20 protein-coding genes are annotated in these 20,060 nt (G+C 33.6%); 11 read left to right on the top strand and 9 right to left on the bottom strand.

Annotated features, from left to right (window positions below):
* Window positions 1–2: 2 nt before the first annotated feature.
* A complete protein-coding gene (locus DTUR_RS07810) occupies window positions 3–812 on the bottom strand; it encodes an MEMO1 family protein (RefSeq protein WP_012583860.1) in 810 nt (269 codons plus the stop codon).
* Between the two features lie 99 nt (window positions 813–911).
* Here DTUR_RS07810 and rpmB point away from each other — a divergent pair, with 99 nt between their 5' ends.
* Genes rpmB through alr form a run of 11 tightly spaced genes read left to right on the top strand, consistent with a single transcriptional unit; the run spans window position 912 to window position 10,512 of the window.
* Entirely contained in the window at window positions 912–1,103 is a 192-nt protein-coding gene (rpmB, locus tag DTUR_RS07805) for a 50S ribosomal protein L28 (RefSeq protein WP_012547624.1), read from the top strand.
* A 4-nt stretch (window positions 1,104–1,107) separates the two neighbouring features.
* Entirely contained in the window at window positions 1,108–1,434 is a 327-nt protein-coding gene (locus DTUR_RS07800) for a chromosome partitioning protein (RefSeq protein WP_012583859.1), read from the top strand.
* A gap of 12 nt (window positions 1,435–1,446) precedes the next feature.
* Window positions 1,447–3,420, top strand: a complete 1,974-nt coding sequence (locus DTUR_RS07795) for a V-type ATP synthase subunit I (protein WP_012583858.1) — start codon at window positions 1,447–1,449, stop codon at window positions 3,418–3,420.
* Window positions 3,421–3,425: 5 nt separating this feature from the next.
* The gene (locus DTUR_RS07790; protein WP_012583857.1) at window positions 3,426–3,899 is read left to right on the top strand and encodes a V-type ATP synthase subunit K; all 474 of its coding nucleotides are present in this window, start codon (window positions 3,426–3,428) and stop codon (window positions 3,897–3,899) included.
* The gene (locus DTUR_RS07785) at window positions 3,899–4,465 is read left to right on the top strand and encodes a V-type proton ATPase subunit E (RefSeq protein WP_012583856.1); all 567 of its coding nucleotides are present in this window, start codon (window positions 3,899–3,901) and stop codon (window positions 4,463–4,465) included. Before DTUR_RS07790 ends, DTUR_RS07785 begins: the two co-directional genes overlap by 1 nt.
* A 2-nt stretch (window positions 4,466–4,467) precedes the next feature.
* Window positions 4,468–5,325, top strand: coding sequence for a hypothetical protein (locus tag DTUR_RS07780; RefSeq protein ID WP_012583855.1), 858 nt, complete (start codon window positions 4,468–4,470; stop codon window positions 5,323–5,325).
* Window positions 5,318–5,656, top strand: coding sequence for a V-type ATP synthase subunit F (locus tag DTUR_RS07775; RefSeq protein WP_012583854.1), 339 nt, complete (start codon window positions 5,318–5,320; stop codon window positions 5,654–5,656). The genes DTUR_RS07780 and DTUR_RS07775 overlap by 8 nt, the downstream gene beginning before the upstream one ends.
* Window positions 5,637–7,406: a V-type ATP synthase subunit A gene (locus DTUR_RS07770; protein ID WP_012583853.1), complete on the top strand. Its 1,770-nt coding sequence runs from the start codon at window positions 5,637–5,639 to the stop codon at window positions 7,404–7,406. Before DTUR_RS07775 ends, DTUR_RS07770 begins: the two co-directional genes overlap by 20 nt.
* Entirely contained in the window at window positions 7,399–8,781 is a 1,383-nt protein-coding gene (locus DTUR_RS07765) for a V-type ATP synthase subunit B (protein WP_012583852.1), read from the top strand. The genes DTUR_RS07770 and DTUR_RS07765 overlap by 8 nt, the downstream gene beginning before the upstream one ends.
* Window positions 8,771–9,376: a V-type ATP synthase subunit D gene (locus DTUR_RS07760; RefSeq protein ID WP_012583851.1), complete on the top strand. Its 606-nt coding sequence runs from the start codon at window positions 8,771–8,773 to the stop codon at window positions 9,374–9,376. Before DTUR_RS07765 ends, DTUR_RS07760 begins: the two co-directional genes overlap by 11 nt.
* Window positions 9,376–10,512 (top strand): alanine racemase, encoded by a 1,137-nt coding sequence (gene alr, locus DTUR_RS07755; RefSeq protein ID WP_012583850.1) that lies wholly within the window; start codon window positions 9,376–9,378, stop codon window positions 10,510–10,512. The genes DTUR_RS07760 and alr overlap by 1 nt, the downstream gene beginning before the upstream one ends.
* Here alr and DTUR_RS07750 read toward each other — a convergent pair.
* Genes DTUR_RS07750 through tyrS form a run of 8 tightly spaced genes read right to left on the bottom strand, consistent with a single transcriptional unit; the run spans window position 10,490 to window position 20,059 of the window.
* The gene (locus tag DTUR_RS07750) at window positions 10,490–13,027 is read right to left on the bottom strand and encodes a CBS domain-containing protein (protein ID WP_012583849.1); all 2,538 of its coding nucleotides are present in this window, start codon (window positions 13,025–13,027) and stop codon (window positions 10,490–10,492) included. The genes alr and DTUR_RS07750 overlap by 23 nt on opposite strands.
* A gap of 2 nt (window positions 13,028–13,029) precedes the next feature.
* On the bottom strand, window positions 13,030–14,013 hold the full coding sequence (locus DTUR_RS07745; protein ID WP_012583848.1) for a DUF814 domain-containing protein: 984 nt from the start codon (window positions 14,011–14,013) through the stop codon (window positions 13,030–13,032).
* Entirely contained in the window at window positions 14,010–15,071 is a 1,062-nt protein-coding gene (locus DTUR_RS07740) for a M42 family metallopeptidase (protein ID WP_012583847.1), read from the bottom strand. Before DTUR_RS07740 ends, DTUR_RS07745 begins: the two co-directional genes overlap by 4 nt.
* Window positions 15,071–16,285 carry a threonine ammonia-lyase gene (gene ilvA / locus DTUR_RS07735; RefSeq protein WP_012583846.1) on the bottom strand — a complete coding sequence of 405 codons (1,215 nt, stop codon included), beginning with the start codon at window positions 16,283–16,285 and terminating at the stop codon, window positions 15,071–15,073. The genes DTUR_RS07740 and ilvA overlap by 1 nt, the downstream gene beginning before the upstream one ends.
* 1 nt (window position 16,286) lies before the next feature.
* Window positions 16,287–17,162 carry a 4-(cytidine 5'-diphospho)-2-C-methyl-D-erythritol kinase gene (ispE, locus tag DTUR_RS07730; RefSeq protein WP_012583845.1) on the bottom strand — a complete coding sequence of 292 codons (876 nt, stop codon included), beginning with the start codon at window positions 17,160–17,162 and terminating at the stop codon, window positions 16,287–16,289.
* Entirely contained in the window at window positions 17,150–17,989 is an 840-nt protein-coding gene (gene rsmA / locus DTUR_RS07725) for a 16S rRNA (adenine(1518)-N(6)/adenine(1519)-N(6))-dimethyltransferase RsmA (RefSeq protein ID WP_012583844.1), read from the bottom strand. Before rsmA ends, ispE begins: the two co-directional genes overlap by 13 nt.
* 1 nt (window position 17,990) lies before the next feature.
* Window positions 17,991–18,848 carry a 3D domain-containing protein gene (locus DTUR_RS07720; protein WP_012583843.1) on the bottom strand — a complete coding sequence of 286 codons (858 nt, stop codon included), beginning with the start codon at window positions 18,846–18,848 and terminating at the stop codon, window positions 17,991–17,993.
* A complete protein-coding gene (gene tyrS, locus DTUR_RS07715) occupies window positions 18,845–20,059 on the bottom strand; it encodes a tyrosine--tRNA ligase (RefSeq protein WP_012583842.1) in 1,215 nt (404 codons plus the stop codon). Before tyrS ends, DTUR_RS07720 begins: the two co-directional genes overlap by 4 nt.
* Window position 20,060: the final 1 nt, after the last annotated feature.

The following is a 20,060-nucleotide window of genomic DNA, read 5'->3' as shown; positions in this document are numbered from 1 at the left end:
TTTTATTTTGGGAATATTATACCAGCATATCCTACTACTTGATCAATATCTTTTGTTATATCTCCTGAGGTTTGGTAAGCAACAAGTTGTGCTTTCCTACCCCCTAATAATTTTACTGCTATTATAGTAATAACTATGGGACCTACACCACATATGGAAATATCTTTCTCTACTACTCTTTTTATAAACTCTTTTTCGTCTAAATTAAGAATTGCCTCAATAGCATAAAAATCCTTTTGCTTTGCAATCTCGTAGGGTTCATAATGAGAAAAATCTGAACTTGCAATTATTACAGTATTTTTTTCGTAATCCAGGAGGGATTTTCCTATAGCATATCCCAGATCTTTAAGCACTTCATAGCTGTAATCTACTACTGTTATAGGAACTATTTTTATGTTAAAGTTGAGGTATTGGAGAAAAGGTACTTGAACTTCTAAAGAATGCTCTGGATGATGGGCTACAAAATCTTCTTTTAGATATTTAGAATTATTAATAATTTTTCGAGAAAGAATTGAATCTATTTCAACATCTCCAAGAGGTGTGGCCCAAACCCCCTCACTATAAATAGCAGAAGGATAACCAAGTCCATTATGGTTTGGACCTATTATTATTGCTACTTCTGGAACTTCCATAATTGAGTATATTAACCCAGCAACTTTTCCTGAGTAAATATATCCGGCATGAGGAACTACACAGCCTAAAAGAGGTGTCTTTTGGGGTACCTCTTTTATAAATTGAGAAAGCATATTTAATAATTCTTTTTCTCTTGCAGGATAAAAATACCCTGCTACCGATGGTAATCTTCTCTTCATATGATATAATTATAACCGATTTTGCTTAAAATTTGTTGAGGTTTTAACATTAGTTTAAAGATAATTTCTTAAAATCTATAAAGAAAGGAGGTTAAACAAATGTCAAGAAGATGTGAAATCTGCGGAAAAGGCCCATGGACAGGCTTACAGGTTTCCCATTCTCATCGTAGGACAAAGACCAGATGGCTTCCAAATCTCCACAAAGTTCGTGCTCTTGTTAACGGAAAAGTTAAAACTATTAAAGTATGTACTCGTTGTTTGAAGGCTGGAAAAGTACAAAAGGTAGTGTAAGATTATGATGGAAGAGAAGGTTAAAGATATAGTATCTTTTATAAGTGCGAAAGAGAAAGAAGTAGAGATTGAAGTTGAGAAAGCAAAAAAAGAATTGGAGGAAGAATATTATTGGAAGGTTCAAGAATACTCTATAAAGATGGAAGAAGAAAAACAAAGATTTTTAAATGATTTAAGGGGCGAAGAAGAAAGTTGTCGTAAGGCTTTAAAACTAAAGTTAGAAAAAATGGAACAGGAGTATATTGATGAAATAAACAAATACAGAAAAGACGTGGAAAACAGAATATCTTATATCGTAGACTTCCTTTTAAGTAAATTAATTCAAAGGTAAGGATGAAAGTATATGGCTATTTTAAAAGTTGAAAAGTTTTGGTTGATTCTTCCTAAGGAAAAAGAAGAAAAAGTAGTTGACACTTTTAAAAATTTTGAGAATGTACACTGGGAAAAATTGACAGGAGAGGAAAATACAGAAAAGTCTTCTCCTTATGATTCTTACGTTACCAAGCTTGATGAGATCTTTAAAATATTAAGGATCTTTTATCCAGAAGGGAAAGGTTTTTTAGAAGCGTTTTTTTCAGGAAGAGAGGAAATAACAGAGGAAGAATTTGAGAAATTAAGAACCGAGGTTTCTATTGATAGCTTATATAAAGAAGCAAAGAACTTAGAAAGAGCGCTAAATGTAATAGAAGATAAAAAGAAAAGATTATCTGAGTTATACGAAGAGACAGCTTACTGGTTAGATATTAATGAAGATCTTAATTTCCCAAGAGTTTTTAAAAGATTTATTTTGTATTCAGGAACCTTTTCAAGGGATGAATGGAGTAATTTTTTAGAAGAAAGTAAAGACATCCTTGAAGAAAGCTGGTATAGGACCTTCGTTAATAATAAAAATGTAAAAGTCATATTCATTATACCAAAACAGTTTTCTGAAGTTTTTGAAAATCTTCTTCAAAAACATAATTTTATTCATAAACGTATTCCTTATTTGAAGGACTCTCCCCAAAAAAGTCTGGAAAGAATTCAAAAAAGTTTGAACAAAGTAGATGAAGACCTTAAGAACTTATATTGTAAAGCTAAAGAATTATTAGATAAAAAGAAGAACATTTTTGCATGGTATGATTATTATATAACTAAGATAAAAGAAACAGGAGCTAAGAATCTTGCCTATCGTAGTAATTACTTTGCTATATTTTCAGGGTGGATACCTAAGAAGGATAAAGAAAAATTTTTATCAATGTTAAGGGAAAATATTTCTGATTTTGTCTTTGAGAGTAAGGATCCGGATAAAGATGATGATCCCCCTGTAATCCTTGATAATCCTAAGATAATTAAACCCTTTGAATTTTTGACAAGGCTCTATGGACTTCCTCCTTACGGATTTATTGATCCAACTCCATTTATGGCTCCCTTTTATATGCTATTTTTTGGCATCTGTTTAGGAGATATAGGTTATGGACTTTTACTTCTCATAAGTTCTTTGTGGATAAAAAATAGATATAAACCTGAAGATGATACTAAACAGCTTTTAGATCTTTTGACAGTACTTAGTATTCCATCTATTATAGTAGGAACGTTAACATGGAGTTTCTTTGGAAATCAGCCCTTGTTGGGACCTGATGGAAAATTTTTAAAGGTTTTTCCTCTTATAAATCCTTCGCAAGATTTAATTACGGCTCTTGGTATATCCTTGTTTATAGGTGTAGCTTCTCAATTCTATGCTTTAATACTTCGCTTTATCTCTTGTCTTAAAATTAAGGATTATGAGGGTGCTTTGTATGATGCAGGCTTATGGATATTGTTCTTGGGTTCGCTTCTGGTTTATTTTGGTTCTAAGGTTTTAGGAATAAAATTCAGTGGTGTTGAAATATTTAAATATATTCTGATTTTTAGTCTTGTAGGACTCGTATTGACGCAAGGAAGGGATAAAAAAGGAATTGCTCGTATTTTAGTGGGACTGATTAGTCTTTACGGTATAATGGGAGGGTATGGTTTGACTTCTTTTGTGGGAGATGTACTTTCCTATTCAAGACTTTTTGCATTAAATCTTGTGGGCTCTATTTTTGGTTTTGTAATAACTCAACTTGCTAATATGGTGAAGGGAATACCTGTTTTAGGCTGGATCTTTTTAGTTTTAATATGGGTAGGCGGACAAGTTTTGAATTTTGTCCTTAGCACACTTTCTGCTTTTGTTCACTCTACAAGATTGCAATTTTTAGAGCTTTATGGAAGGTTCTTTGTAGATGGCGGAAGAAAATTTTTCCCTTACAAAATAGAAGGTAAATTCTTTAGGATAAAGAAAAATTATGATGGGAGGTAGTTAGTATGCTTGGTCTGGCAATTGCTCTTATTGGGGCTGCTTTAGGTGCGGGTTTTGCAGCAGCGGGATCTGGTAAGGGAGTGGGAATAGCAGGAGAGGCTGCAGCAGGGGTTCTTGCCGAAAAGCCAGATCTTTTTGGTACAGTACTAATTCTTCAAGCTCTTCCTGGTACGCAAGGTTTTTACGGATTTATAGGAGCCTTTCTTATACTTATGAGATTAGGACTTCTTGGAGGTAATGTGCCAAATCTCACTTTAGAACAAGGACTAATGGTTTTTGCAGTGGGTATTCCCCTTATGATTGGAGAGTATGTGAGTGCTATATGGCAGGGTAGAGCAAGTGCTGCTGCCCTTCAAATGGTAGCTCAAAAGCCTCAAACTTCTGGTCAAGCTATAATTATTCCGGCTCTTGTAGAGACTTATGCTATTCTTTCTCTTATTACTTCTATAATTCTCTTATTCTTTGGAGTGAAGCTATAATGGCTTTGGAGAAAATAATTGAAAAACTTGAGAATGAAAAGAAAGTAAAGATTGAAGAGCTCAGAAAGAAAAGAGAGAAGGAATATGAGGATTTTGTAGCTAAGAAGGAAAAAGAATTAGAAGAGTGGAAGGAACAACAACGAAAAAATTTAAAGGAAAGCCTTAATAGGGAAGAGAGTACTCTTTTATCTCAATTGAGACTTAAATATAATACTGAAAAGGCACGCATAGAAGCAGAAACAGTAAACAGAGTTAAGCTTTTGCTATTAGAGAAAATCAAATCTCTCTCTAATGAACTTTATAATGGTATTTGGGATGGTTTTGTAGAAAAAGAGTCAGTAAAAGGTGGGGAGATAATTTTAGCAAAAGGTGAAGATAAGATTGATGTGGATCACTTTTGTAAAAAATATGGTCTGGTCTTAGGAAAAGATAGGGTTGAGGGTAAGGGTGGTTTTGTAATTCAGAAAGACAATTTGGTAATCGATCTTACTATTGATACTATTGTAGAAGAACTGGTAAATAAAAACATACTTGAGATAGCTCAAATTTTGCGTGGAGAAAAGTAGATATGTATACAGAATATTTATTTCTTTCTACAAATTTAAAAGCTAAACTACCCAAACTTCTTGATAAGCGCCAGTGGGAAGTTATTTTGAGTTCTGATTTAGGTGATATTTATAGTCTTCTTAAAGAGACTATTTATGCTCCTCTTTTGGAGGGATATTCTGGATTTTTGAAAGTTTTGTATGAGGATTTAAAAGTAATATCAAATACTGTGAAGTATCCCTATTGGGATTTAATGCTTTTTGAGTTTTTGACTCACGATGTAAGAAATGAGATTCTGCAATTGGAAAAAGAAAAAATGGAAATTTCTTTTAATTTCCTTTATGGGAAGACATATAAGGAGTTAAAAATCAAGTTGTCCTCTAAGATCCAGAAAATTTCTCAGCAGGTCAGCGATGTGGGTTGGTTGAATATTATAATAGATTTTGGAATTTTGGAGGCTTCAAAGGATTTATTAAAGGATGTAGAAAATACTAAGGTAAGAGATTTTGTAATTCTAAAGAATAAGCTTAACTTTATGAAGATAGAGACAAGAATTGAAAAGACTCCTTATGCATTAGAATTCTTAAGAAAAATTAATTTGGATCTGACTTCTTATAAAATACTCTATGAAGATGAGGAATTAAGGCAAAAATTTCTAGAGGATTCAAAAATTTATGATCCTGATATTCTTATTAAGAAATATCTATATTCCTATATGAGTAAGAACTTTAAAAATGTAGTAAGTGGTCCTGAAGTGGTTTTTTACTATTTTTATGCTAAGATGTGGGAGATGGAGGATCTTTTATTCCTTCTTGAAAATAAAAAGATGAGAATTCCTAAGGAATATTGGGAAAGAGGGTTGTTGAGAGTAAATGAATGAAAGTAAAATTGCAGTGATAGGACTGGATATTCTTGTTGAGATTTTTAAAGTTTTTGGTATTGATATTTATCCTGTCAAAAATTCTGACGAGGCTTACGAGGTTTATAAAAGTCTCTCTGAGAGAGAATATTCTCTTATTATTGTTCTTGAAAGCGTGGCTGGAAAAATTGTTGAGAATTTGAAAGGAAGAGAGAAGATTCCCCTCATTTTACCCGATACCTTTTCTAATAAGAAATTAGGGGAAGAGATTTTGAGAGATATAGCTGAGAAAGCCTTGGGAATTGATATTATTTCTGAAGGAGAGGGATATTATGGAAGGAAAAATAGTTAGAGTAGCAGGTCCTCTTGTGGTAGCAAAAGGGCTTCCCAATGTAAAGATGTATGAGATGGTTAGGGTAGGGGAGCTTGAACTTTTTGGTGAAGTCATAGGGCTTGATAATGAATTGGTATATATTCAGGTGTACGAGGAAACTCAGGGTATAGGACCTGGTGAACCTGTTTATGCTTTAGGTGAGCCTCTTTCGGTAGAGCTTGGTCCTGGAATTGTAAGTCAAATTTATGACGGTATTCAAAGACCATTAAATAAACTTGCTGAGATAAGCGGAGATTTTCTAAGTAGAGGTCTATCTTTTCCAGCCCTTGATAGAGAAAAAAAATGGAATTTTGAGGCAAGAGTCAAGTCAGGAGATTATGTGGAAGGTGGAGATATCCTTGGAGTTGTGCAGGAAACTTCGGCTTTGGAACATAGAATTCTTGTTCCTCCTTATCTAAAAGGAAAACTTTTGGAGATTAAAAGTGGATCTTATACAGTGGATGAAGTTATAGGAATTTTAGAAGATGAGAACGGTAATAGACATGAATTAAAGTTAATGCATAAATGGCCTGTAAGATATCAAAGACCTGTTAAAGAGAAACTTCCTCCTCAAATTCCTCTTATAACTGGCCAAAGGGTTCTTGATACTTTCTTTCCTCTTGTAAAAGGTGGTACTGCTTGTGTTCCTGGACCTTTCGGAAGTGGTAAGACTATAATTCAACATCAGCTTGCTAAATGGGCTGATACGGAAGTTGTGGTTTATATAGGTTGTGGGGAAAGAGGAAATGAAATGACAGAAGTTCTTATAGAATTTCCAGAATTGAAAGATCCAAGAACAGGGAAGCCTTTGATGGAAAGAACTATTTTGATAGCTAATACATCTAATATGCCTGTGGCTGCAAGGGAAGCTTCAGTATTTACGGGGATAACCATTGCTGAATACTTTAGAGATATGGGATACCATGTGGCTCTTATGGCTGATTCTACATCTCGTTGGGCAGAGGCTATGAGGGAAATATCAGGAAGACTTGGAGAAATGCCTGGTGAGGAAGGATATCCTGCATACCTGGCTTCGAGAGTTGCCAGTTTCTATGAAAGGGCAGGTTTAGTAAAGTGTCTTGGGAAAGAGAATAAGATTGGATCTGTAAGCATAATAGGTGCTGTATCACCTCCCGGAGGAGACCTATCAGATCCTGTGGTTCAAGCAACCTTAAGGGTCACGAAAGTATTTTGGGGACTTGATGCTCGTTTAGCTTTTAGTAGACATTTCCCTGCCGTTGATTGGCTTGTAAGTTATTCTCTATATTTGGAACCTGTAAGTAGATATTGGAAAGAAAATGTGGCAGAAGATTTTTATGATTTGAGACAAGAAGCAATGGCTATTCTTCAAAGAGAAGCAGAACTTCAAGATATAGTAAGGCTTGTGGGTATGGAAGCTCTATCCCCTCAAGATAGGCTGACTCTTGAAACTGCTCGTTCTATAAGAGAGGATTTCTTGCATCAGAATGCTCTTCATGAAGTAGATACTTATACCTCTCCTTACAAGCAATATTTGATGTTAAAAAATATTATGACTTTTCATAGCATAGCACAGAGTTTAATAGAAGAGGGATATCCTTTAGAAGATATTTTGAGACTTCCTGAAAGAGAAAAGATAGCAAGGATGAAATTTGTTCCTGAGGATCGTATAAACGAGCTTGAGGCTTTGCTTATGGAGATCAAAAAAAGGCTTGAGGGAATAAAGGAGGGAACAAGGGAATATGCCTAAGGAATATACCTCGGTTTCGAAGATAAGCGGACCTTTGGTTCTTGTGGAGAATATTGAAAATGTAAAATATGGAGAAGTGGTAGAAGTAAAGCTTGCAAATGGGGAAATAAGACAAGGACAAGTTCTTGAGGCTCAAGAAGGGGCTGCTTTAGTACAGATGTTTGCTAGTACTCAGGATTTATCTTTGAAAGGAATGCGAATAAAATTTTTGGGACATGTCCTTGAGATAAATTTATCTCCAGAAATTCTTGGAAGGACCTTTGATGGTCTTGGTAGACCAAGAGATGGTGGTCCTGAAATTATTCCTCAGAAAAGAATGGATATAAATGGAAGTCCTATAAACCCCTATTCAAGAGCATATCCTCAAGAATTCATACAGACTGGAATTTCTGCTATAGATGGTATGAACACCATTGTAAGGGGACAAAAGATTCCTATATTTTCAGGGGCAGGACTTCCTCATGCTACTCTTGCTGCTCAGATAGCAAGACAGGCAAGACTTCTTAACGAGGAGGAAAAGTTTGCCGTAGTTTTTGGAGCTATGGGAATAACTTTTGAAGAGGCAAACTTCTTTATAGAGAATTTTAGGAGTACAGGTGCTTTAGAAAGAACTGTTTTGTTTATAAACCTTGCCAATGATCCTGTAATTGAGAGAATAGCAACCCCAAGATTTGCGTTAACAGCAGCAGAATATCTTGCCTTTGATTTGGACATGCATGTTCTGGTAATATTAAGTGATATGACCAATTATGCCGAAGCTTTGAGAGAAGTTTCGGCTTCAAGAAAAGAGGTTCCAGGAAGACGTGGATATCCTGGATATCTTTATACAGACCTTGCTACTCTTTATGAGAGGGCAGGAAGAATCAAGGGGAAAAAAGGTTCAATAACCCTTTTGCCTATATTGACTATGCCTGAGGATGATAGAACTCATCCTATTCCTGACTTGACTGGATATATCACTGAAGGACAGATATTTTTAAGTAGAGAGCTCCACAGACGTGGTATATATCCCCCTATTGATGTATTGCAGTCACTCTCAAGATTAATGAGAGGTGGCATAGGAGAAGGAAGAACAAGAAAAGATCATGGAGATTTATCTAATCAGTTGTATGCTGCTTATTCACGGGGTCTTGAAGCAAAAGAACTTGCTGTGGTTTTAGGTGAGGCTGCTCTTACAGAAGAGGATGTTCAGTTCTTAGAGTTTGCTGAAGCTTTTGAAATGGAGTTTATTAAGCAGGGAGAATATGAGAATAGAAGTATATTTGAGACATTAAATTTAGGGTGGAAACTATTAAGAAGGCTTCCAAGAGCAAGTCTTAAGAGAATTAGACCTGAATATCTTGATGAATTTTGGGGGAAGGAAGATGCCTCTTAAAGTAAATCCCAATAGAATGGAGCTTTTAAGATTAAGAAAAAGGCTTGCTATTGCAAAAAGAGGGCACAAATTGCTCCAGGATAAGTTGGAAGGTTTAATTCAAAGGTTCATGGAAGAGGTTCAAAACTATAGGACATTAAGAGAACTAATAGAAAAAGAATTTCTTGAATTTCTCTCTGTGGGAGGCATGGTATATATAAGACTTTCTGGTCCTCTTTGGGAGACTTTGCTTCAAGTCAACGATGGTAAAACTACAGTTTTCTCAAAATTAGCAAAGAAGATGAACATACCTGTAAAGGAAATCTCTGTAGGAAATCTTTATATTCCTTTTTATAGTTATCTTGAGACTCCTTCTATGATGGACGAATTGGTTGAGAGATGGAGTAAATTACTCGAAAATATAATAGCTCTTGCAAATAAAGAAAGATATTTGATTTCTCTTGCTGAGGAGATTGAAAGGACTAAGAGAAGGGTAAATGCCCTTGAGTACAAACTTATACCCCAAATAGAGGAGACCATAAAACTTATCACTGTTAAATTGGAGGAACTTGAGAGAAGTAACTTTTTCAGACTTTTGAGATTGAAGGAATCTTAATGAAAGAGATATTGGCTTGGAGAGAGATTAATCTTTCTTTTCTTTTAGATAATTTAAAAGTTATAAAAGAAAAAGTTGGGGGAAAGGTTGATGTAATAGCAGTGGTTAAGGCTGATGCCTATGGTCATGGGGCTAAAGTTATATCTTTATTTTTGCAAAAATATGCTAATATTAATACTTTTGCTGTAGCTCATATAGATGAGGGTATCTTCTTAAGAAAAATAGGTGTTAATAAGAAAATATTAGTGCTTTCCCCCCAGTTGAAATCTTCTATTCCTTATTATTTTGAATATGAACTTACTCCAGTTATTTCTGACATAGAATTTCTGGATGAGTTAGGGAAATATTCTAATAATAAAGATAAGAAACTAAAAGTTCATCTAATTTTTGATACAGGAATGGGTAGAGAGGGTTTTCTTCCCTCCGAATCCGAAGAAATATTAAAACTCCTAAGGAGATATCCTAACTTAATCCTTGAAGGGATTTCTTCTCACCTATCTAATCCTGAAAACAAAAAAGATCCCTATAATATTTTTCAAAAGAAGCTATTCTATGACATATATAATCAATTCAAAGATGAAGATTTGGTTTTCCACTTTTCCAATACAGGGGGTATTTTTAATTTTCCAGAGTTTCATTTTAATGCAGTAAGACCAGGAATATCTTTATATGGATATGGTGATAAATTACTGAAACCTGTTATGGAGATTAAAGCAAGAATTACGCTTGTAAAGGAGCTTCCTGAAGGATGGGGTGTGGGATATGGGCATACATTTATGACTGAGAAAAGTACTAAGATTGCTATTGTTCCCTTAGGTTATGCTGATGGATATAGGAGGGATCTTTCTAATAAAGGAAGGGTTATTGTTAATGGAGAATATTGTAAGATCATTGGTAGAGTATCAATGGATCAATTTACTATTGATATAACAGATAAAGAGGTAAAAAGAGGAGACTTAGTGACAGTAATGGGTAGAGAGAATGAAAAAATGGTTGATGCTCAGGAACTTGCAATTTTATCTAATACTATTCCTTACGAGATTCTAACAGGTTTTGGGTCTGCAAAAAGGCTTAAAAGTATATATAAGTTTCAAGGAAAGGTATTGAATGATCCTATAACTGAGTTGAATTTATAAACTCTTTTATTATTTTTTCTTCATCCTCTTTAGATTTTACTTCTCCATAGTAGTGCTTTAGAAATAATTTCTTTAATAAATCTCCTATTATTTTCCCTTTAAAACCCATGTTTATAAGATCTTCTCCTTTAAGATAAGGTACTCCTTTCTCTTTGAGTAGCTTTATTCTTAGAATGTTTTTTCCAATTTTTTTTGCAGTTAAAGAAAGAAGAAGTAATAAATCATTTGGAAGATCTAAAAGGCTTTTTATATCTTTTTCGGATAGGGTATTGGTATTTTCATACTTTTTAAGGAGAATAAATTGATAAAGCACTTTTTTAGGAAATTTCAAGTCTTGTAACCATTTTTTTCCTTCTTCTGTATCGGCTTCAGAGATGATATTAAGTATATGAAGCTCAAGTTTTTCTGGAAATTCTCTTCTTAATATTTGATTTTTCTTTTCAAAATTTTTAGGAAGTCTTTTAACGGGAAGTATATAAGAAAGGGCGTTTAATTCTTCAAGTCGTTTTAACACCTTTTCAGGTTGGGGTTCTTGAAGTATGAGAAAAATTTCATCTTTTAATCTCTCCTTAGCAATTTTATTTAGAAAGCCGTTTTCTATGGCTTCTTTAAGAAGTTTGAAGGTTTTTTCTTCAAAATTAAATCCAAGTCTGACTTCTAATCTTACACCCCTTAATATTCTGGTAGGATCTTCTATAAAACTTAAATTATGAAGTACTCTTAACTCTTTTCTAGTAAGGTCTTCTAATCCTCCATAAAGATCAATGATCTCTCCAAAGTTTTCTTCGTTTAGACTCATAGCCAAAGCATTTATAGTGAAGTCTCTTCTTTTAAGATCTAACCATAGAGAGCTTCTTTCTACTTTGGGGAGACTTCCAGGTTCCTCATAGTATTCTATTCTTGCGGTAGCAATGTCTATTCTTTTTCTATCATTCAGTAGTATTTCCGAGGTACCAAACTGAGGATGAGTTATAACTTTGCTCTGCCATTTATCTATAATTTTTGAGATCACAAGTTGAATATCCCCTTCTACAACTATATCAAGATCATAGTTAGACTGTCCTAATAATAGATCTCTTACAAATCCTCCTATAGCATAGATAGATATATTGTATTGAGAAGTAAGATTTTTAAGTTCTTCTAAGATTTCTTTCCATGGAGATGATTTAATTTTTTCCTCACTTATTTGGAAGATGCTGCCAAGGGGTGAGTAGATAGTAGAACGTAAAAATCTAAATCTTAGAATATCTTGTCTTGTTATTATACCTACAATTTTGTCCCTATCCACTACTGGAACTCTACCAATATTCTTCTCTACAAGAATTTTCTCTATCTCCCAAATTGGTGTTTCTGGAGTTACTGTTATTACTGGTTTGGACATAAAGGATTTCACTTTTTTCTTTGTTAGTTTAAGGTTTATAGCTTTTTCAATATCTCTTCTACTTATAATTCCCACAAGTTTTCCATTTTCCTCAACACATAATCCTCCGTATCCGTGTTTCATCATGATTTTAAAGGCTTCTTTTACAGATATATCAGGAGAGATCGTAACTACAGGATAGGACATGATATCCTTTGCTAAAAAATCCCTCGGAAGATGTTTTTTTAGCCTTTCTATTATTAAATTTTCTGCAGAATTAGGGTCAGTTTCTTGAGAATTAAGAACGATGGTGGTGGCAGTTTTATGTCCACCTGGATTAAAATCTTTTAATACTTCTCTGAGATCAATGTTTTGAGTCTTTGATCTGCCCATGACAAAAATTTTATCTTTTACCTGGAGAATAATGAATAGAATATCTGCTTCTTTTTCGTCAAGAACTCTATGCGCAATTATAGATAGTCCTTCCACATATTTTTCTCTTTCTATTTTGGCTATAACTATTTTGTAGCCACTTATGGATATCTCTTTTGATATTTGTAAGAGATCATTTAGTAATTCTTTTTGCTCATCGGTCAATTTCTCATAAATGTATCTATTGATAATATTTAAATCTGCGCCTCTTTCAAGTAAATAGCTTGCTATTCTTAGGTCCTTAGGAGTAGTATTTAAAAATACAAAATTTCCCGTATCTTGATATATACCTAAAAGAAAAATGGTAGCTTCAATAGGATCTATAGGAATTCTCTTTTCTATAAGTTTTTCCACAAGAATAGTTGTAGTTGATCCGGTTTTTTCAATAAATTCTATATCTCCTTTTATATCTCCTGTTTCATGATGATCATAAATTTCTATGGGTACTTTTTTTTCTTTGATAAAGTCATGGAATTTTTTTTCTATTCGATTTAACCAATGATTGTCAACAAGAATTATTTTTTCTATCTCTACGTTTATCTCAGGATTTTCTACAAATCTTAATATATCTTTATAAAGTAGGTAAAATTCATAGACTTTTCTCTCCATGCTCTTGCTTGTGTAAGCTATAGCTTTAGGATAAAGTTTTTTTGCAGCATAGAGAGATGAGAGAGCATCAAAATCAAGATAAGTATGGGTTAGGATTATAGGCACTTTTTCCATGGTTATATAGGCTTATAAGGAAAATTTTCTTTGTTATAGGGAACTACTTCTATTTCTTTTTCTCTGTTTCCTAATTTGACTTTCACCTTAACTCTTGGCTCTTCTCTATGATCACTGTAATAAGCAGTGATTTTTCCAATTTCTTGAAGCTCTTTTTCGTTTTCCACAATTTTATTGGGAACTATAACTATAGGAGATGGCTCTTCTGCTTTAAGGATAGTGTCTTCTTCCGTGGCAAGATACATTAGTTCTTCATTTTCTTCTTTATTTCTTCCTACAATTACTTTTGTATTATTGTCTAATCTAAAGTGTCGACCTATTTTTAAAAGTTCTAAATCTCTTCTATTCATATTTTTGTTGTGTTCTAATAAGTCTTTTAATCTACGGGAAAAATTAGGCTCTGTTAAAAGGCATCCTCCAGCTGGGGTAGGGATTTCTTTTAGACCTATTTTTTTAGCAAGCTCTAACTGTACTTTTCTTGATCTTCCTTTTATATCTAAGAGTTTTTCTCTATCTACTAATCCTTCTCTTTCTGGTTTTGTAGGGGGGAGAAGTTTTGCAGAGAGAGGTCTTAGGAGAATATCTTCGGTTCCAGAGTATTTTTCAACAAGTTTGAGGGATTGTTTATTCTGAGACATGGGTCTTTCTCCTAAAACCTCTCCAGTGATGATAAATTCTGCATTAAATTCTTTTAGAAGTTCTTTAGCCTTTTTAACCATAAAAGCATGGCAATCAATGCAAGGGTTCATATTTTTGCCGTAACCAAATCTTGGGTTTTTTAAGATATCCATATATTCTTCGGTTATGTCTACTATATGTAAAGGTATATTTAGAAATTCACATGCCCTTTTAGCCCGTTCTAAATTAAAAAAGGGAGTAGAAAAAGTTATTCCTATTACATCTATGTTTTGTTGTAGGATAAGCCATGTAGCAAGGATACTATCAAGACCTCCTGAAATTAATGATATAGCTCTTGCTTTTTTCATAGACTCTCTACTATTTCCTTATTAAGACTCTTGATAACTTCCACTATCAGTTTTTTGGCATTTAAGAAATCTTTCACATTAATAATACTGGTATGAGAATGGATATATCTTGCAGGCACGCCAACTACTATTGAAGGTACACCTTTAGCATGAATGTGAATTCTTCCCCCATCGGTTCCTCCTCTTTCAAGAGCAGAATATTGTATTGGTATATTTAGTTTTTCAGCAGTTTCTATAAATATTCTTCTTAAGTTGGAGTTAGGAATCATGGTAGCATCGTAAATTATTATAGAAGGACCTTTTCCTAAATAGATCCTCTTTTCTTCGTTTATGCCTGGTACATCTGTAGCGATATCAGATTCTAATATAATGGCGACATCAGGATTAACTACAAAAGAGGATGTGGTTGCTCCTCTTAGTCCTATTTCCTCTTGGACTGTAGCAGCTCCATATATGGTGTTAGGATGATCTATATTTTTCAGTTCTTTTATTATTTCCACAAGAAGGGCACATCCCACCCTATCATCCCATGCCTTAGCTAAGAGAAAATCAGGGTTATGCATTACTTGGAATTCACTATAAGGGGTTATAGGGTCTCCAGGTCTTACTCCCCAATTTAAGGCTTCTTCCTCGCTATTTGCTCCAATATCAATATACATATCTTTCTTTTCTACTACTTTTTTTCTTTCCTCTTCTGATAATATATGAGGGGGTTTAGAACCTATTACTCCTACGATGGGACCATTTTGGGTATGTATAATTACCCTTTGAGATAAAAGAACCTGATCCCACCAGCCTCCAAGAGGTAGGAATTTTATAAAGCCGTTGGAAGTTATGCTTTTTACCATGAATCCAATTTCATCCATATGAGCTGCTAGCATTACTTTTGGAGTTTCTTTAGAGCCTTGTTTTTTAAATATCAAGCTTCCAAGACGATCCTCTTCTAATACTGCAATTTCAGATAGATATTTTTTTAAGACTTCTCTTATCCCTTTCTCATATCCTGATACTCCAGGAGCTTCTGTGATTTCTTTGAGCATATTTAATAGATCACTCATTATTTAACAATTCCTCCTTTTTCTAAAATTTCAATTTCATAGCCTTTCTCTTTTATTTTATCAAAAATTCTCCTAATTTGGTCGGGATTTTTGGTTTCAAGGGTAAATTCTACATTACTTTCTATCTTAGGGAAGAAAGGTAAGGACGGATCTTGATGGATGGTAATAATATTTGCCTTTTCTTTGGATATAACGTCAATTACCTCAGATAAATGTCCAGGAAGATCAGGAAGTTTTACTTTCATGTGGACAATCCTCCCTGCTTCCATAAGGCCAAATTCAATGATTTTTGTTAATAGACTTACGTCGATATTACCGCCACTCAAGATAAGTACTATTTTCTCTTCGGGTATCTCTGTATAATACTTTAGGAGGGCAGCAAGGGTTGAAGCACCTGCTCCCTCCACCAGAGTTTTAGCTCTTTCTAAAAGTAAAAGTACCGCTTCTGCAATTTTTTCTTCTTCTACAACAAATATATCATCAATATATGTCTCAATTATGGAGGATGTAATTTCTCCTGGCTTTTTAACGGCTATACCTTCGGCTATGGTTTGCTCTGGCTTTTGAGGTATCTCTACTTTTTTTATTTTTTCGTACATATATGGGAAGGCGTTAGATTGCACACCATAAACTTTTATTTTTGGATTTGTTTCCTTTAATGCAATCAAAATACCTGAAGCAAGACCCCCTCCACCAATTGGGACAATTAGAGCTTCTATTTCTTTTAGATCTTCAAGGATTTCAAGCCCTATTGTTCCTTGGCCAGCAATGATCTTTTCATCATCAAAAGCAGGTACAAATTCAAGATTTTCTTCTTTTGCTAATTCTTTTGCATAATAGAAGGCGTCGTCATATACTTTTCCATGAAGGATTATTTTTGCCCCATAGTTTTTAGTAGATAGAATCTTTATCAATGGTGTGTTTTCGGGCATTACTATGGTAGAAGATATGCCAAAGATTTTACTTGCGTATGCTACTCCTTGAGCATGATTTCCAGCTGAAGCAGTTATAACTCCTTTAATTTTTTTAAGTTGAGATATATAATTTATGGCTCCTCGGATTTTAAATGCACCTGTTTTTTGTAAGTTTTCAAATTTCAAAAATACTTCTTTTCTTGTCATATCACTAAAAGTTTGGGAAAAGGATATAGGAGTTTTGTGGATAAAAGGTGAAATCCTCTCCCTTGAGGATTCTATATCTTTTAGACTTATCATTTTAAAACACTCCTTTTATCTTAAGAATTTTAATTCCAAAAGGACTTGATTTAACAAGTTTTATTTTATAACCCTTTTCTAAGTATTCTTCAAGCTTTTTGATGATTTCTTTTATTTCAGAATCATTTTTAATTACCACAAACATGGTAGAACCTGTTCCTGTTAAAGCCACATAAGTGATGGGGGATATTGACTCTTTTATTTTTTTTAATTCTGGATATCTCTTAAAAACTATATATTCAAAAAAATTGTATGGTTCTAATAAAATTCCTCTCTCAAAATTTAAGAGAATATTTTCAAAGTCAATATGTATATTTAAATCTTCTTTTTTTATTTTGGAATAGATCTCCTTTGTACTTATACCATACGGAGGAAAGATAAGAATAAATTTAAAATTTTGATGGGTTATTTTTTTGATAATTTCTCCTTTTCCCTCTGCTATAGCAGAGCCACCATAAAAGAAGAAGGGAATATCTGAACCTAAGGTCTCTCCTATTTTTGCCATATCTCTCAAAGGGAGATTTAAGTTGGTAAGAAGATTTAATCCCCAAATTGTTCCTGCAGCATTTGAGCTTCCTCCACCAAGTCCTGCCTGAGTTGGTATTTTCTTGAAAAGGAATACCTTGGCACCTACTTTTTCTCCTGTGATTTCAATAAATTTTTTATAAGCTTTGTAGACAAGATTTTCTTCTGAGGGGATGGGGAGATTTGATTCCAATATAAAGTGAGGATAAGGAAGTAGGGAAATCTGCATAAAGTCCCAAAAATCTACATTGTGAAGAAGTATTTTTACATTATGATATCCATCTTCTCTTTTGTTTATTACATCAAGAAAAAGGGTAATTTTACCAAAAGTATATATGTTTAACTTTTCCATAAATTAAAAGCCTTATTTGATAAGGTAATATATCCTTCAGGCGATAGCTCTTCTGCTCTTATTTTACCATCAATATTAAGTTCGGTGAATACGTATTTCCAATCTATAGAAGGAAAAGCTCTTTCCAAGTTATTTAGGAGAAATTTTCTTCTTTGATTAAAACTTTCCTTTATGAGTTTGAAGAAGAATTCTTTGTTATAGATTTTGTCAAGTTTAGGGTTAAATTTTAATTTTAGTACAACTGATTCTACTTCAGGTGCAGGAAAAAAGCAAGAAGGGGAAACTTTTGAGATAATTTCATAAGAATAAGTGATGTGAAGCAAGATAGAAAGAGGGCTGTATTTTTTGCTTCCAGGTGAGGAAGTTAGTCTTTCAGCCATCTCCTTTTGAAGCATTATAACCATAAGATGGGCATAGGGACCTTTTTGAAAGTATTCTCCCAAGAAACTACCAGATATATAATAGGGCAAATTCCCTACCAGTTTATAAGGTAAATTTATGATTCTTGAAAGATCTAATTTTAGAACATCCTCAAAGAGTATCTCCACATTGTTATAGTCTTTTAATAGTTCCTCAAGGATGGATTTGAATCTTTTATCAATCTCTACTCCAATAACTTTTTTAGCTTTTTTTGCAAGCTCAAGGGTTAAAGTTCCAACTCCGCACCCCACCTCTAATATATTGTCTTCTTTTGAAATCTCTAAAGCATCAATAATTTTTTTTAAAATATTTTTATCAATTAAAAAGTTTTGTCCTAAGCTTTTTTTTAGAAATATATTATTCCTTCGAAGAATTTCTATAAGCTTTGATTTGCTTGTTAAATCCATTTTAAGCTATTCTTTTAAGAAGATAAATAGTGATTTTTCGTCTACCAAAATATTTTACTTCTCTTAAGGTAGAAAAACACAAATCTACTTTCCATCCTTTTATGAGTCCCCCAGTATCTCCCGCTAAAGCAAAGCCATAATTAGGAATATAAAAAGCACTTTTTAGGGGAATGTATCTTGGATCTACAGCTATTATTCCTTTCATAGCTCTCCAGCCTATAGCAGTGATGTTGTTTCCATCGCCTCCAGTCCAGGGTTCATAGGCGGTTGCAGTTACTTTTATGGGTTTTACCACTTCAAAAGTAGCGGAATCTAATTTGAGGTATTTAAGGATGGGGGTTGTAATTTCTATAATTTTAGGGGACATCTTTTGAAGCTCTTTCTTAGAGATTAGGACTTCTTTTTCTGGTTTTCCATTGATTGTTCTTCTTTTGTAAATTTCTTCGATCTTACCAAACCTTCCATAGTCCTTTATCTTCTCTGTATAAGTTTTTGCATAGGTTACTTTCAGGATGATCTTAGGTTCAATAATGTTTATTTTTTTAATAGTAGTCTCATTCACTCTTGTAATTCTTATCTCTTTTATTCTTTCTGTTAGTGGAGTTCTTGCTGGAGGACTGACAATATCAAATTTAGATACTTTTATCTTCTTTTCTTCGAGTACTTCCCAAACAAAGCCAGCATTGGTTTTAACTTTTATAGGTCTCTTATTTCCATCCACTATGATGACCTCTTTTATAGGTCTTAAATGGGTAAAATTTCTCCATAAATTAGTTTCTATAATTTTAGCAGAAGCTATTATGACTAAACTTCCAAAAAATACAGTAACACTTATAATTCTTTTCTTTGTTTTTTTCATCCTTTTTTAATCCTCCTAAAAAAGTGTTTTCCCACCCTTAATATGAAGGGCTTATCAATAGTAATATCTAAATTTATGTCTTCTATTCTTGTACCATCTATTTCTACAGCACCTTGAGAGATTAGTCTTTTGGCTTCGCTATTACTTTTTGCTGCACCCACCTGAGTTAGCAGTTTTACAACCCATATTTTAGGTTCAGATATTTCCACTTCAGGTACATTTTCAGGAAGTTCTTTATTTCTAAATATTCTGTTAAATTCTTCCTCTGCTTTTAAACTTGCTTCTTCTCCATGATATATTTTCACAATTTCTCTTGCTAATCTTGCCTTTGCATCTCTGGGATTAAGCTTTCCTTCTTTCATTTCCTGTTCTATTTTTCTAATCTCTTCTTTGGTAAGTTCTGTTGCAAGCTCATAGTATCTAATGATTAATTCGTCAGGAATTGACATTACTTTTCCATACATTTCATTAGGGGGCTCGGTAAGTCCTATGTAATTTCCAAGGCTCTTACTCATTTTTTGTTTCCCATCAAGTCCTTCTAAAATTGGCATCAGCATTGCTACTTGAGGTTCCAAACCATACTCTCTTTGAATTTCTCTTCCCACGATAAGGTTAAATTTTTGATCAGTTCCTCCAAGTTCTATATCTGCTTTTATAGCTACAGAATCATAGGCTTGAAGCAGGGGATACATGATCTCGTGTATAAAAATTGGTTTTTGTTCTTTGAATCTTTGAGCAAAATCGTCTCTTTCTAACATTCTTGCAATGGTATATTTGGAAGTTAAAACCAAAACATCTTCTAATTTCATTTTTCCAAACCATTCTTCTTGATACCTTATTTCTGCCTTTGTGACATCAAGAATCTTTCCTACCTGTTCTTGGTAGGTTAAAGCATTTCTTTTAACCTGATCTGGAGTTAGAGGTTTTCTGGTTTCGCTCCTCCCTGAGGGATCTCCTATTCTTGCAGTAAAATCTCCAATAATAAATACTACTTGATGTCCAAGATCTTGAAATTGTTTTAATTTTCTCAACACCACAGCATGTCCTAAATGTAGATCAGGAGCAGAAGGATCTGCTCCTAATTTTACTCTTAAAGGCCTTCCTTCTTCTCGTGCTTTTTTTAGTTTTTCATATAAGCCATCTTCAGGAATTATTTCTACCACATTAGATTTTAATATCTCTAATTCTTCCTCAATACTTAGTTTTCTCATC

The organism is Dictyoglomus turgidum DSM 6724 (assembly GCF_000021645.1).
In the GTDB taxonomy this organism is placed as follows: Bacteria; Dictyoglomota; Dictyoglomia; order Dictyoglomales; family Dictyoglomaceae; genus Dictyoglomus; species Dictyoglomus turgidum.
The sequence above is the reverse complement of the archived record's forward strand: the minus strand, read 5'-3'. Positions and strand labels throughout refer to the sequence as shown.

What these genes read in the sequence shown, in the direction of transcription:
- DTUR_RS07760 (WP_012583851.1), top strand. Translation starts at nt 8,771, where the DNA reads ATGCCTCTTAAAGTAAATCCCAATAGAATGGAGCTTTTAAGATTAAGA.
- DTUR_RS07750 (WP_012583849.1), bottom strand. Translation starts at nt 13,027, where the DNA reads ATGGAAAAAGTGCCTATAATCCTAACCCATACTTATCTTGATTTTGAT.
- DTUR_RS07775 (WP_012583854.1), top strand. Translation starts at nt 5,318, where the DNA reads ATGAATGAAAGTAAAATTGCAGTGATAGGACTGGATATTCTTGTTGAG.
- DTUR_RS07780 (WP_012583855.1), top strand. Translation starts at nt 4,468, where the DNA reads ATGTATACAGAATATTTATTTCTTTCTACAAATTTAAAAGCTAAACTA.
- DTUR_RS07790 (WP_012583857.1), top strand. Translation starts at nt 3,426, where the DNA reads ATGCTTGGTCTGGCAATTGCTCTTATTGGGGCTGCTTTAGGTGCGGGT.
- rsmA (WP_012583844.1), bottom strand. Translation starts at nt 17,989, where the DNA reads ATGGATTTAACAAGCAAATCAAAGCTTATAGAAATTCTTCGAAGGAAT.
- tyrS (WP_012583842.1), bottom strand. Translation starts at nt 20,059, where the DNA reads ATGAGAAAACTAAGTATTGAGGAAGAATTAGAGATATTAAAATCTAAT.
- ispE (WP_012583845.1), bottom strand. Translation starts at nt 17,162, where the DNA reads ATGGAAAAGTTAAACATATATACTTTTGGTAAAATTACCCTTTTTCTT.
- DTUR_RS07740 (WP_012583847.1), bottom strand. Translation starts at nt 15,071, where the DNA reads ATGAGTGATCTATTAAATATGCTCAAAGAAATCACAGAAGCTCCTGGA.
- DTUR_RS07770 (WP_012583853.1), top strand. Translation starts at nt 5,637, where the DNA reads ATGGAAGGAAAAATAGTTAGAGTAGCAGGTCCTCTTGTGGTAGCAAAA.
- DTUR_RS07785 (WP_012583856.1), top strand. Translation starts at nt 3,899, where the DNA reads ATGGCTTTGGAGAAAATAATTGAAAAACTTGAGAATGAAAAGAAAGTA.
- DTUR_RS07810 (WP_012583860.1), bottom strand. Translation starts at nt 812, where the DNA reads ATGAAGAGAAGATTACCATCGGTAGCAGGGTATTTTTATCCTGCAAGA.
- rpmB (WP_012547624.1), top strand. Translation starts at nt 912, where the DNA reads ATGTCAAGAAGATGTGAAATCTGCGGAAAAGGCCCATGGACAGGCTTA.
- ilvA (WP_012583846.1), bottom strand. Translation starts at nt 16,285, where the DNA reads ATGATAAGTCTAAAAGATATAGAATCCTCAAGGGAGAGGATTTCACCT.
- DTUR_RS07795 (WP_012583858.1), top strand. Translation starts at nt 1,447, where the DNA reads ATGGCTATTTTAAAAGTTGAAAAGTTTTGGTTGATTCTTCCTAAGGAA.
- DTUR_RS07800 (WP_012583859.1), top strand. Translation starts at nt 1,108, where the DNA reads ATGATGGAAGAGAAGGTTAAAGATATAGTATCTTTTATAAGTGCGAAA.
- alr (WP_012583850.1), top strand. Translation starts at nt 9,376, where the DNA reads ATGAAAGAGATATTGGCTTGGAGAGAGATTAATCTTTCTTTTCTTTTA.
- DTUR_RS07765 (WP_012583852.1), top strand. Translation starts at nt 7,399, where the DNA reads ATGCCTAAGGAATATACCTCGGTTTCGAAGATAAGCGGACCTTTGGTT.
- DTUR_RS07720 (WP_012583843.1), bottom strand. Translation starts at nt 18,848, where the DNA reads ATGAAAAAAACAAAGAAAAGAATTATAAGTGTTACTGTATTTTTTGGA.
- DTUR_RS07745 (WP_012583848.1), bottom strand. Translation starts at nt 14,013, where the DNA reads ATGAAAAAAGCAAGAGCTATATCATTAATTTCAGGAGGTCTTGATAGT.